10 protein-coding genes are annotated in these 12,618 nt (G+C 70.4%); 5 read left to right on the plus strand and 5 right to left on the minus strand.

The features are described from left to right. On the minus strand, positions 1 to 507 hold a 507-nt coding region (locus tag HMPREF2863_RS08820; RefSeq protein ID WP_141756411.1), incomplete at its 3' end, for an ABC transporter ATP-binding protein. Positions 508 to 585: 78 nt separating this feature from the next. Further along, on the minus strand, positions 586 to 1,695 hold the full coding sequence (locus tag HMPREF2863_RS08825) for a LacI family DNA-binding transcriptional regulator (protein WP_246828864.1): 1,110 nt from the start codon (positions 1,693 to 1,695) through the stop codon (positions 586 to 588). Between the two features lie 320 nt (positions 1,696 to 2,015). On the opposite strand from HMPREF2863_RS08825, the gene HMPREF2863_RS08830 reads away from it, so the two are divergent. From HMPREF2863_RS08830 to HMPREF2863_RS08850, 5 genes are all read left to right on the plus strand, one after another. Then, a complete protein-coding gene (locus tag HMPREF2863_RS08830) occupies positions 2,016 to 3,335 on the plus strand; it encodes a sugar ABC transporter substrate-binding protein (protein ID WP_067190491.1) in 1,320 nt (439 codons plus the stop codon). A 126-nt stretch (positions 3,336 to 3,461) separates the two neighbouring features. Next, a complete protein-coding gene (locus tag HMPREF2863_RS08835) occupies positions 3,462 to 5,090 on the plus strand; it encodes an ABC transporter permease subunit (RefSeq protein ID WP_067190493.1) in 1,629 nt (542 codons plus the stop codon). Then, complete coding sequence (locus HMPREF2863_RS08840; protein WP_245232152.1) at positions 5,087 to 6,097, plus strand: sugar ABC transporter permease; 1,011 nt, start codon at positions 5,087 to 5,089, stop codon at positions 6,095 to 6,097. Before HMPREF2863_RS08835 ends, HMPREF2863_RS08840 begins: the two co-directional genes overlap by 4 nt. Positions 6,098 to 6,638: 541 nt before the next feature. Further along, positions 6,639 to 8,327 (plus strand): flavin monoamine oxidase family protein, encoded by a 1,689-nt coding sequence (locus tag HMPREF2863_RS08845; RefSeq protein WP_070639663.1) that lies wholly within the window; start codon positions 6,639 to 6,641, stop codon positions 8,325 to 8,327. Positions 8,328 to 8,332: 5 nt separating this feature from the next. Further along, complete coding sequence (locus HMPREF2863_RS08850; RefSeq protein ID WP_070639523.1) at positions 8,333 to 9,157, plus strand: carbon-nitrogen hydrolase family protein; 825 nt, start codon at positions 8,333 to 8,335, stop codon at positions 9,155 to 9,157. 119 nt (positions 9,158 to 9,276) lie between these two features. On the opposite strand, the gene HMPREF2863_RS08855 is transcribed toward HMPREF2863_RS08850, so the two are convergent. The 3 genes from HMPREF2863_RS08855 to HMPREF2863_RS08865 form a co-directional block, all read right to left on the minus strand. Then, entirely contained in the window at positions 9,277 to 10,539 is a 1,263-nt protein-coding gene (locus HMPREF2863_RS08855; protein ID WP_070639525.1) for a Glu/Leu/Phe/Val family dehydrogenase, read from the minus strand. 270 nt (positions 10,540 to 10,809) lie between these two features. Then, positions 10,810 to 11,610, minus strand: coding sequence for an SH3 domain-containing protein (locus HMPREF2863_RS08860; protein WP_070639528.1), 801 nt, complete (start codon positions 11,608 to 11,610; stop codon positions 10,810 to 10,812). A 187-nt stretch (positions 11,611 to 11,797) separates the two neighbouring features. Further along, on the minus strand, positions 11,798 to 12,580 hold the full coding sequence (locus HMPREF2863_RS08865) for a class I SAM-dependent methyltransferase (RefSeq protein ID WP_067190504.1): 783 nt from the start codon (positions 12,578 to 12,580) through the stop codon (positions 11,798 to 11,800). Between the last annotated feature and the right edge of the window lie 38 nt (positions 12,581 to 12,618).

Below are 12,618 nucleotides of genomic sequence, written 5' to 3' on the forward strand. Positions count from 1 at the left end.
CTTGGCGTCCAGGTTGGACAGCGGCTCGTCCATGAGGAAGACCTGCGGGTTGCGGACGATCGCGCGGCCCATGGCGACGCGCTGGCGCTGGCCGCCGGAGAGGGCCTTGGGCTTGCGGTCGAGGAACTGCTCGAGGTCGAGGAGCTTGGCGGCCTCCTCCACGCGCTGGCGGCGCTCAGCGGCGGGGACGCCGGCGATCTTGAGGGCAAAGCCCATGTTGTCCGCCACGGTCATGTGCGGGTAGAGCGCGTAGTTCTGGAACACCATCGCGATGTCGCGATCCTTGGGCTCCACGTCGGTGACGTCGCGGTCGCCGATGAACACGCGGCCCTTGGTGAGCGGCTCGAGGCCGGCGAGCATGCGCAGGGAGGTGGACTTGCCGCAGCCGGAGGGGCCGACGAGCACGAGGAACTCGCCGTCGGCGATCTCGAGGTCGAGCCCGTCCACGGAAGGGCGCGGGGCGTTGGGGTACTGGCAGGTGGCGGACTTGAACGTCACGGAGGCCATGGGGGTCCTTTCACGGGCAGGCACGTGCCCGACGATCCGTAGTGAAAGAGGGGGGTGGTTCCGCTGTGCGCCTCGGCGTCAGCCGGCGGCGGAGATCCTTCCCGACGACGGCACGTCCGTCCTCGGGACGCCCGGCGGTGCCGCTGTGCTCGCCCGGGGTCGGACGGCGAGGTGCTGCAGGATCTGCCGGGGTGCGGGGTTGCCCTTGCGGGCCTCGACGATGAGCCGGACCGCGCGGCGGCCCTGCTCTCGCGGAGACTGGTCGACGGTGGAGATGCCCAGGCGGGCGCCGTCGGGGTGGCCGTCGATGCCCATGACGGAGACGTCGCCGGGCACGGAGAGGCCGAGGGAGAGCGCGGCGGTGTAGGCGCCGATCGCCATCTCGTCCGAGATGCAGAGGATGGCGGTGGGGCGCGGGCCTGGCCGGGAGAGGAGCTCGCGGACGGTGTGGAAGGCGCCGCCGGTGGTGAAGTCGGCCTCCACCATCCACTCGTCCGGGACCTGCACGCCGACCGCGGCCATGGCCTGCAGGAAGCCGCGGGTGCGCTCGGTGGAGACCTGGAACTCGACGTCCTCGGGCACACGGCCGAGGTAGGCGACGTCCCGGTGGCCGAGGGCGGTGAGGTGCTCGGTGGCCAGGGTGGCTGCCCGGAAGTGGTCCACCTGGAGGGCGGTGAACCACTCGGGCAGCTGGGCGCGGGACTGCACGCGGCCGCCGAGAGCCACCACGGGCCGGCCCATGCGCTCCATGCCGGCGAGCTCGAAGGGGCTGAGCTTGAAGGAGATGGTCACCAGCCCGTCCAGGCGGCCGCGGCGGAGCAGGTCCGTGAAGATCGTGGAGCGGCGCTCGGCGGACAGGCCGGCGTCGTAGAGGGTGAGGTCCAGGCCGTGGGCCATGAGCTCCTGGGCGGCGCCCTCGAGGGCGGCGGAGAAGAACCAGCGGTCCACGGTGGGGACCACGAGCCCGATGCTGCGGGTGCGGCCGGAGGCCAGCGACGCGGCGGAGGCGTGGGCGACGTACCCGAGGGACTCGGCGGCGGCCAGGACCTTGACGCGCGTGGCGTCGGCGACCGGCCCGGAGCCGCTGAGGGCGCGCGAGGCGGTCGCAGTGGAGACGCCGGCCATGCGCGCGACGTCCTTGATGCCGGCCATGGTGGTCTCTGTTCTGCAGCGGGCGCCGCTGCTCATCGGCGTGATGGGGACGAGCGACATCCTAGGCGCACCGGATGCAATTGTGAAAGCGGTTCCACCGGCCGTTTCAGCGCCCGACATACCGCATCACCCCCGGAGCGGCCCGCGTACATGCTGATTCCAGCGGATGTGTGGAATATCTCAGTGGAAGCGTTTACACTCAGTGACGCCGACGTCCTCGTCCGACCGCACCCGCACTGTGCAGCAGGCCTGACGCGGACCCGGCGGACCACGGCTGCAACGGCGCAGCGGCCCCATGGCCGCCCACCCGGGCAGCAACCCCCCACGAGGTCCCCCTGAACCCCGAAAGGCAGGCCATGGCCGCGAACAGCTCCCGCGACGTCTCCCGTCGCGCATTCACCCTCTCCATGTCGGGCGCGATCGCCGCGTTCGCCCTCACCGCCTGCGGCGGCTCCGGCTCGAACTCCGGCTCGTCGTCCTCCGCCACCGGCTCGGCCGGCGGCTCGTCCTCCTCCGAGGACCTGACCAAGGGCGGCGCCACCACCATCACCATGTGGGTGGACCAGAACCGCCAGAAGCCGCTCGAGGCCGTGGCGAAGAAGTTCAAGGAGGAGAAGGGCATCACCGTCAAGCTCGTCGTGAAGGACAACTCCTCCATGCGCGACGACTTCATCACCCAGGCCCCCACCGGCAAGGGCCCGGACGTGATCGTCGGCGCCCACGACTGGATCGGCGCCCTCGTGCAGAACGGCGTCGTGGAGCCGCTCGAGCTCGGCGACAAGTCCGGCGACTTCTCCGAGGCCGCCGTGGCCGCGGTGACCTACGACGGCAAGACCTGGGGCGTGCCCTACTCCGTCGAGAACATCGCCCTGCTGCGCAACACCGAGCTCGTGGACTCCACCCCGGAGAAGTTCGACGACATGGTCAAGAAGGGCCAGGAGGTCGTGGACTCCGGCAAGGCCAAGTACGGCTTCGTCGTGGGCCTGGACCCGGTGGCCGGCGACCCGTACCACCTGTACCCGTTCCAGACCTCCATGGGCGCTCCGGTGTTCGAGCAGAAGGAGGACGGCTCCTACGACGCCTCCCAGGTCGCCATGGGCGGCGAGAAGGGCGAGGCCTTCGCCAAGAAGCTCGCCGAGCACGGCCCGAAGGGCACCGGCGCCTTCAACCCGAACATGACCGGCGACATCGCCAAGGAGCAGTTCTTCAAGGGCCAGGCCGCCTACTTCCTGACCGGCCCGTGGAACGTCGAGGACGCCGAGAAGGCGGGCATCGACTTCGCCGTGGAGCCGATCCCGGCCATGGGCGACCAGGACGCGCAGCCGTTCATCGGCGTCAACGCCTTCTTCGTCTCCTCCGAGTCGAAGAACAAGCTCGCCGCCAACGAGTTCGTCATCAACTACCTGTCCTCCGAGCAGGCCCAGGACGCCCTCTACACCGAGGGCAAGCGCGCCCCGGCCCTCACCGCCTCCTTCGACAAGGCGGCGAAGGACGAAGTCGTGAAGGCCTTCGGCGAGATCGGCAAGAACGGCGTCCCCATGCCGGCCGACCCGGAGATGGGCGCGGTCTGGGAGTTCTGGGGCGGCACCGAGATGCGCGTCATCAAGGGCGAGGCCGACCCGGCCGCCGACTGGAAGAAGATGGTGTCCAACATCGAGGGCAAGATCAAGAAGTGATCTGAGCCGTCCGCACCGTGCGCCGTCCGGATCCGTCCGGGCGGCGCACGGTGCCACCGACGCAGCCCCGCGGCACAGCGGGGACCACCGCACCATGAGGCAGGCCTTCGGGCCGGATGAGGGACCATGAGCTCGTCTTCCACCGCGCCGGAGACCACCGGCGCGCAGGCCGGGGACACCGGCACCGCACCACGCCGCCGTCGCGGCCTCGGCGGAGAGCGCCGCGGGCCGGACGGCCTGCTCGGCACGCTGTCCAAGATCGTCCTCCTCGGACTGGTGGACGCGTTCGCCGTCTACGTGATGTTCCAGCTGGTCGCGATGGGCGACTGGCTGGTCTTCGGCGTCACGCTGGCCGTGACCGTCCTGATCAACTGGATCTACCTGCGCCGCGGCGGCCTGCCCGCCAAGTACCTGGCGCCGGGCGTCTTCTTCCTGGCGCTGTTCCAGGTGTTCGTGGTCGTGTACTCCTCCTACATCGCGTTCACCAACTACGGCGGCGGCCACATCTCGGACAAGGACCACGCGATCGCCGCGATCCAGCGCGAGGAGTCCACCCGCGTGGAGGGCTCTCCGACCTACCCGGTCACCGTCCTGGAGAAGGACGGCGAGCTGTACATGCTCACCGAGCGCAACGGCGAGGCCGTGGTCGGCAACGCGGAGCACCCGCTCGAGTCGGTCGACGCCGCGATGGAGGGCGACCGCCCGATCTCCGTGGACGGCTACCAGACCCTGCAGTTCGCGGACCTGCTCTCCCGCCAGGACGAGATGTCCTCCCTGAAGGTCCCGGTCTCTGACAACCCGGAGGACGGCACCCTGGAGACCAGCGACGGCTCGGTCGCCTACGCCTACATCCCCACCTACGACTACGACGAGGCCGCGGACACCTTCACGAACCGGGAGACCGGGGACGTGTTCCGGGACAACGGCCAGGGCAAGTACGCCAACGACTCCGGCGAGGAGCTGCGCAACGGCTGGCGCGTGTTCGTGGGCTTCGACAACTTCGCGAAGACCGTCACGGACCCGGACCTGCGCGACCCGCTGATCCGCGTCACCGTCTGGACCTTCGCGTTCGCCTTCCTGTCCGTGCTCACCACGTTCGTGCTGGGCCTGCTGCTGGCGATCACCTTCAACAAGGCGTCGCTGCGCGGCAAGAAGGTCTACCGCGTGATGATGATCCTGCCGTACGCGTTCCCGGCGTTCCTGTCCGGCCTCGTGTGGTCCGGCCTGCTGAACCCGGAGTTCGGCTTCGTCAACGCGACCCTCTTCGGCGGGGCGCACATCGAGTGGCTCACGGACCCGTGGCTCGCGAAGTTCTCGGTGCTCCTGGTGAACCTCTGGCTCGGCTTCCCGTACATGTTCCTGGTGACCACCGGCGCGCTGCAGTCCCTGCCGGAGGACGTGGACGAGGCCGCGAAGATGGACGGCGCCGGCGCCTGGCGCATCTTCCGCTCGATCAAGCTGCCGCTGCTGCTCGTCTCGGTGGCCCCGCTGCTGATCTCGTCCTTCGCGTTCAACTTCAACAACTTCAACATCATCTACATGCTGACCGGCGGCGGCCCGCAGTTCCCGGACGCGTTCGGCAACATCGGCGCCACGGACATCCTCATCACGGTGGTCTACAAGACGGCGTTCTCCGGCACGGGCATCGACTACGGCCTGGCCTCGGCGCTGTCGATCGTGATCTTCCTGATCGTGGCCACCATCTCGGCGATCAGCTTCAACCGCACCAAGGCCCTGGAGGAGATCGACTCGTGAGCACCGCATCGACCCCTCAGGGGACCCCGCGCCCGGGCGAGCCGACCGTGCCCGCCGGCCCGTCGCCGTCGGGAATGGCCGCGGCCCTGGCCGCGCAGGAGAAGGATCCGATCCGCTGGGAGGAGACGGACGGCCCCTCGGGCTCGCGCCGCTCCTTCGGCAAGTGGTTCAAGGAGAACGGCTGGCGCCACATCGTGGGCGTCCTGGCCTCCGCGTTCTCCCTGTTCCCGCTGCTCTACGTGCTCTCGGCGTCCTTCGACCCGACCGGCACCATGGCGTCCTCGAACAGCCTGTTCAGCTCGTTCTCCCTGCAGAACTACGTGGACCTGTTCAACGACGAGGCCCGCCCCTACGCCAAGTGGTTCATGAACACGATGATCATCGGCATCGTGACCTCGGTGTCCACCGTGTTCCTCGGCGCCCTGGCCGCCTACGCGTTCTCCCGCATGCGCTTCGCCGGCCGTCGCGTGGGCCTGCTGACGCTGCTGCTGGTGCAGATGTTCCCGCAGCTGCTGGCCGTGGTGGCGATCTTCCTGCTGCTGACCTACATCGGGGACATCGTCCCGGTGCTGGGCATCGGCTCCCAGCTGGGCCTGATCCTGGTGTACCTGGGCGGCGCGCTGGGCGTGAACACGTATCTGATGTACGGCTTCTTCAACACCATCCCGCAGTCCCTGGACGAGGCGGCGAAGCTGGACGGCGCCTCCCACGTGCAGATCTTCTTCCAGATCATCCTGCGCCTGGTGACCCCCATCCTCGCGGTGGTGGCGCTGCTGTCCTTCATCTCCACGGTGTCCGAGTTCGTGATCGCCTCCGTGGTGCTGACGGACCCGGGCACGCAGACCCTGGCCGTGGGCCTGTTCGGCTACGTGTCCGAGACCCGCTCCGAGAACTGGGGCGTGTTCGCCGCCGGCGCCGTGCTCGCGGCGCTCCCCGTGATGGCGCTGTTCCTGTTCCTGCAGAAGTACATCGTGTCCGGCCTGACCGCCGGCGGCGTGAAGGGCTGATCCCCCGGCCTCTCCGCGCACCCATCCCGCACCTCTCACGACGGCGAGCGGGCAGGCGATCCCCTGAGGACCGCCTGCCCGCTCGCTGCGTTCCGGGGCTGTCCGAGGGGTGTTCGGGGTGCCGGGGTCCGGGCTGCGGGCGCCGGGGCGTCGGGCGACGGCCTGGGCGATCGTGTCTTCCCGACCCCCGGCAGCCCGGAGAGCACGATGAGGACGCCGCGCCGGAGGTGAGGGACTCCGCGGAGTGCGAGGGGGCCGTCGTCGGGAAGGAGGCGACGTGGGGACGCATCCCCCGATCCTGTCATCACCCCTGCGCCGAACCAGAGGGAGTGGGCACTTCCCGGCCCCGCGAAGTGTGCGATTCCTCTGGTTCGGCGCGCCACATCTTCTGGCTCGGCGCCTCCCGTGGACCTTCGTCCTCTCTTTCACGTGGGCGGCTGTCCAGAATGCGGACCTGCCGCTACTGTGTTGCCGACCCATCAGACATGTGACCGCCATCACCCCCTGGCGGTCCGGCACACGAGAGGCGGACGCCACCACCATGACGATCTTCCCTGCGCCCACCGAGGACGAGACCACCGGCGAGCGCCCGGTCACGATCTTCGGCCCGGACTTCCCGTTCGGCTTCGACGACTGGATCGCCCATCCGGACGGCCTGGGCTCGATCCCGGAGGAGGCGCACGGCAAGGAGGTCGCGATCATCGGGGCGGGCCTGTCCGGCATGGTCGCCGCGTACGAGCTGATGTCCCTGGGCCTGCGCCCGGTGGTCTACGAGGCCACTCAGATCGGCGGCCGCCTGCGCACCCACCGCTTCCCGGGCGACGCCGGGGTGACCGCTGAGCTGGGCGGCATGCGCTTCCCCATCTCCGGCACGTCCTTCTTCCACTACGTCGACCGGCTGGGCCTGACGCACCGCCCGTTCCCGAACCCGCTGACGCAGACGGCACGCTCCACCGTGATCGACATCGGCGGCGAGACCCACTACGCCCGCACCGCCGAGGACCTGCCGGAGTCCTTCACCGCCATCTCGGACGCCTGGGCACAGGCCCTGGTGGAGATCGGCTTCCCGGAGCTGCAGACGGCCATCCGCAACCGGGACACCGCGGAGCTCAAGCGCCGCTGGGACGCGATCGTGGCGGAGTGGGACGACCGCACGTTCTACGACTTCATCGCCTCCTCCACCGCGTTCAAGAACCTGAAGTTCCGGGACCGCGAGGTCTTCGGCGTGGTCGGCTTCGGCACGGGCGGCTGGGATTCGGACTTCCCGAACTCCATGCTGGAGATCCTCCGCGTGGTCCTCACCAACTGCGACGAGGACCAGCGCCTGGTGGACGGCGGCGTGGACCAGCTGCCCAAGGGCCTGTGGACGCTGCCGGCCCGCAGCACCTCTCCGTGGCCGGAGGGCACCACCCTGGCCTCGCTGCACGGCGGCTCCACCCTGCCGGCGGTGTCCGCGGTGAAGAAGGACCCGGCCGGACGCTTCACGGTCACGGACCGCTGGGGCGTGGCGCGCACCCATGACGCCGTGCTGGCCACCTGCCACTCCTGGCTGCTCACCACGGAAATCGACTGCGACGAGTCCCTGTTCTCCCAGGACCTGTGGATGGCACTGGACCGCACCCGCTACATGCAGTCCTCGAAGACCTTCGTGATGGTGGACGAGCCGTTCTGGCTCGAGCAGGATCCTCAGACCGGCCGTGACCGCATGTCCATGACGCTGACGGACCGCCTGACCCGTGGCACCTACCTCTTCGACGACGGCCCGGGGAAGCCGGCGGCCATCTGTCTGTCCTACTCCTGGATGTCCGACTCGCTGAAGATGCTCCCGCACTCGGTGGACCGCCGCGTGGAGCTGGCCCTGGCGGCGCTGGAGAAGATCTACCCGGACCTGGACATCCGCAGCCACATCGTGGGCGAGCCGGTGACCGTCTCCTGGGAGGACGACCCGTACTTCCTCGGCGCATTCAAGGGCGCCCTGCCGGGCCACTACCGGTACAACCACCGCATGTACACGCACTTCATGCAGCAGGACCTGCCGGAGTCCGAACGGGGGATCTTCCTCGCCGGGGACGACGTCTCCTTCACCCCCGCCTGGGCAGAGGGCGCCGTGCAGACCGGCCTGAACGCGGTGTGGGGCGTGATGACCCACTTCGGCGGGGCCTGCCACGAGTCCAACCCGGGTCCCGGTGACGTGTTCGCCGATCTGGCGCCCGTTCAGCTCGAGGACTGACCGCCATGCGTGTGGCCCTGTGGCAGCCCGCCCCGCATCCGCTGGATCCGCAGGGCGCCCTCGCGCGCCTGGACGAGGCCCTGGGCCGGGCCGCGCAGGCGGGCGCGGACGTGCTCGTGGCCCCGGAGATGCTGACCAGCGGCTATGACATCTCCGCCGCGGACACCCGTGCCCTGGCCGAGCCGGCGGACGGCCCCACCACACAACGGGTCCGGGAGCTGTCCTCACGGCACGCGGTGGCGGTCGCCTACGGCTTCCCGGAGGCCGGGCTTCCCGACGACGGCCGCTCGCCCGCCGAGGACGGCTCGCCGGAGCCGGGGGTCGCCCCCGTCTACAACTCCGCGAACCTGGTCGACGGGGACCAGCTGCTGCTGACCCACCGGAAGATGCAGCTGTTCGGGGACCTGGACCGGGCACGGTTCACCCCGGGGCCGTCCGTGCCGCACGTGGTGAACCTGCGCGGCCGGGCGGTGTCCCTGCTGATCTGCTTCGACGTGGAGTTCCCGGAGACCGTGCGCTTCGCGGCCGAGGCCGGGGCAGACCTGGTGCTCGTGCCGACCGCCAACATGCGCGGCTTCGAGTCCGTGAACCGGGTGCTGGTGCCGGCACGGGCGATCGAGAACGGCCTCACCGTGGCGTACGCGAACTGGGTGGGCGCCGAGGGCGAGCAGGACTACTGCGGCCTGTCCGTCGTGGCCGCCCCGGACGGCACCGCGCACTGGGGCGCCGAGCACGGCGAGGACCTCGTGGTGGTGGACGTCCCGGAGCCCACCCTGCGCGGCGGGGACGACGACCACCTCACCCTGCTGCGGCGGGACCTGTTCAGCTGAGCCGTGACGCCGGGCGCGCAACGGCACTGGGCCGATGCGCGCCGCAGGCGAGGGGCCGATGCGCGCCGGAGGCGAGGGGCCGTCGTCGGGAATCCCCGAGGCGGCGCCGCCGGCTCAGGTCACGGGTAGAGGCCGCGCAGGACGTGGGCCTCGGCGACGCGCTCGACGGCGGTGACCATGGCGGCCTCGCGCAATGAGGTGCCGTGCTTCTGAGCGGTGGCGATGAGGCGGTTCCAGGCGCCGGTCATGCGCTTCTCGAGCTTCTCGTTCACCTCGTCCAGGGTCCACCAGTAGGCCTGGCCGCCCTGCACCCACTCGAAGTAGGAGACGATCACGCCGCCGGCGTTGGCGAGGATGTCCGGGACGACCATGACGCCGGCCTCGTTGAGGATGCGGTCGGCCTCGCCGGTGGTGGGTCCGTTGGCGCCCTCCACGATGATCCTCGCCTTCACGTCCGCGGCGTTGTCCTCGGTGAGCACGCCCTCCACCGCGGCCGGGACGAGCAGGTCCACGTCCATGGTGAGCAGATCGGCGGCCTCGAGCTTCTCGGTGCCCGGGCAGTCCACCACGGAGCCGGTCTCCGCGACGTGCTTCTGCAGGGCGGAGAAGTCCAGGCCGTCCTCGTTCTGCACGGCGCCGTACTGGTCGCCGACGCCGAGGACCTTCACGCCGGCGTTCGCGAGGAACTCCACGGTGCCGGCGCCGACCTTGCCGAAGCCCTGCACGGCGGCGGTGGCCTGCGTCGGCTCGATGCCCTTGTGCTCCAGCGCGGCCAGGGCGATCTGGGTGACGCCGAGGGAGGTCGCCGCAGCGCGGCCCTGGGAGCCGCCGAGGGCGACCGGCTTGCCGGTGACGACCTCCGGGACCGTATGCCCCACGGACACGGAGTAGGTGTCCATCATCCAGGCCATGGTGTTCTCGTCCGTGCCCACGTCCGGGGCGGGGATGTCCTTGTCCGGGCCGATGATCGGCATGACCTCGGAGGTGTAGCGGCGGGTGACCCGCTCCAGCTCGGCCTGGGAGTACTCACGCGGGTCGATGGCGACACCGCCCTTGGCGCCGCCGTAGGGGACGTCCAGCAGGGCGCACTTCCACGTCATCCACATGGCGAGTGCGCGGACCTCGTCCAGGTCCACGGTGGGGGCGAAGCGGGTGCCGCCCTTCGCGGGGCCGCGGGAGAAGTTGTGCTGCACGCGGTGGCCGTGGAGGACCTCGATCTCGCCGGAGTCGCGGCGCAGCGGGATGGACACGGACATCTCTCGGCGGGGGCTCTTGAGGGTCTCGTGCATGCCCTCGTCGTAGCCGAGGGTCTCGATGGCCTTCGCCAACTGGGCATGCGCGTTGGCGAGGACGGGCGAGGGTTCGGACGATGCGGTGCTCATCGCGGTGGCATTCCTTCGTGGGTCGGGAACGGAATGGGCGCGCGGCGGCACCGGGTGACGGCCACCACGCTGTAGCTCACCCCGGAACTGTAGGCACAGCGGAGGGGCCGGGACCACACTCGGCGGCCCCGGCCCCTCCGTTCTCCGGAATCCGGAGGTCAGCCTGCGGCAACAGGCCCGCTCGGCCTGCGCCGTTCAGTCCGCAGACTCCGCGTGGCTGAGGCCGGCGACCCCTCCCCGGGGCCGCCGGCCTCATGGCCCGGCTGCGGCTCAGAAGCCGTTGTAGCGGTAGGCCTGCTGGCTCCAGAACGCGTTGCCCCAGGTGTGGGTCAGGGCGACGGCGCCGTGGCTCCCGTTCTGCTCGAGGGTGCGGAACTGGGTCTTGGCGTCGTCCACCCAGCCGTTGAAGATCACCACGTGGCCGGCGGCGCCGGCGCTGCCGGGGCCGAGGTTGCCGATGATGTCTCCGGGCTGCAGGTCCTCCTTGGCGATCGGGCTGAACTTCTCCGGCAGGTTCACGGTGGAGTAGGACTGGTCGCGCAGGTTGTAGGCCATGGCGACCATGCCGGAGCAGTCGGTGCGGAACTTGTAGCCGTCCGCGTCAGGGCCGGGGGCGTAGCCCTCCATGGAGTAGGGCAGGCCCTGGCTCACCCAGTGGTTCGCACGGTCCAACACCTGCTGGCGGTCGGCGCCCGGGTCCGGGGCGGGGTCCTCCGCGGTGTCGCAGGCGCCGAGGCCGGCGGCGTCCGGGATGGTCACATAAGCGCGGGAGACGTAGCCGGTCTGGCCGTTGTAGGTGACCTTGCCCCAGTGATGGGTGGAGTACGTGCCCTCCACCTGCTCGCCCTCGGTCTGGCACTCCACGGTGATGTCCGTGCCTCCCGGGATGGAGCCGAGCACGGCGGAGCCGGTGGTGGCCTCGGCGCGGATGTTCACGGCGTCGGTGGTGGTGCCTCCGGCGGCAGCGGAGGCGGCAGGAGCCTGCACGGCGGTGAGCCCGCCGGCCATGAGCACGGCGGCGGCGGTGCCGAGGAGTCGGCGGGAACGGAGGGTCGTGGTGTTCTTCGGCATGGGACTGGTCTCCTCACGGTGAGCGTGATCTGGGGACATGCCAACGCGTGGATCACGGTGACGTCTACGACGCTAGGGAAGCCGACAACGGCCCGTCCATGGGCTCAGGAACATCATGGACTCAGGTGCCGGGCGGCATGGACTCAGGTGCCAGGCGGCGGCGACGATCGTCTCTCCTCGGTGCTCCTCACCTGCGTGTCGCGGTGATCATGGCGTAGCCGGCGCTCGACCGGATCGCCCCGTCCTGGCCGGCACACTCCTCGAGGTGCCCGCGCAGCGCCTCCAGCAGCGCCTGCCGCCGGTCCCCCGCCATGGCCAGGGACCAGGTGTGGGTGGGGCTGCCTTCGAGGTAGAGCTCCATGCCGGCCTCCACGCTCGGAAAGTCCCAGGTCAGGTCACGGTGCTCCACACGCACGTCCGCGAACCACGGGCCCAGGCGTTCGGCAGCCACCCCGTCCTGCGCCCACCGCATGTGCGGCGGGGTGTGCGGCGCCTGGCCCGCCGGGGCCACGGCAGCCGTCATGCGGTCCGTCATCTCGGCGAGGAACCCACGGCCGTCCCAGGCGGTCATCACCAGGGTCCCGCCCGGGGCGAGCACGCGCGCCCATTCGGCGGGTCCGGCGCAGGGGTCGCAGATCATCGCCGCGAAGGAGGAGGCGATGGCGTCCACGGCGCCGCCCTTCAGCCCGGTGTGCTCGCCGTCCGCGAGGACCCAGTCGGCCTCCGGCACGCGTGCCCGCCCGATCTCGACCATGGCCGGCGTGGGGTCCAGGGCGGTGACCCGGAACCCACGTGCAACCAGCTTCGCGGCGCCCTGTCCATGGCCGGCACCGAGGTCGAGGACGTGGGCGCCGGACCGCACCCGGGCGGCGACCTCCTCCGCCACGGCGAGCGCCGCCGGCCTCAGCCGGGCGGCGGTGGGTGCGTAGTCCGAACTGGCCCAGATGTCCGCGGGAGTGGGAGTGCTCATGCCCGGCACTCTACTGCGAACGCTTCGCAGTTCAAGCC

The sequence above is a fragment of the Micrococcus sp. HMSC067E09 genome, from assembly GCF_001812555.1.
GTDB lineage: Bacteria > Actinomycetota > Actinomycetes > Actinomycetales > Micrococcaceae > Micrococcus > Micrococcus lylae.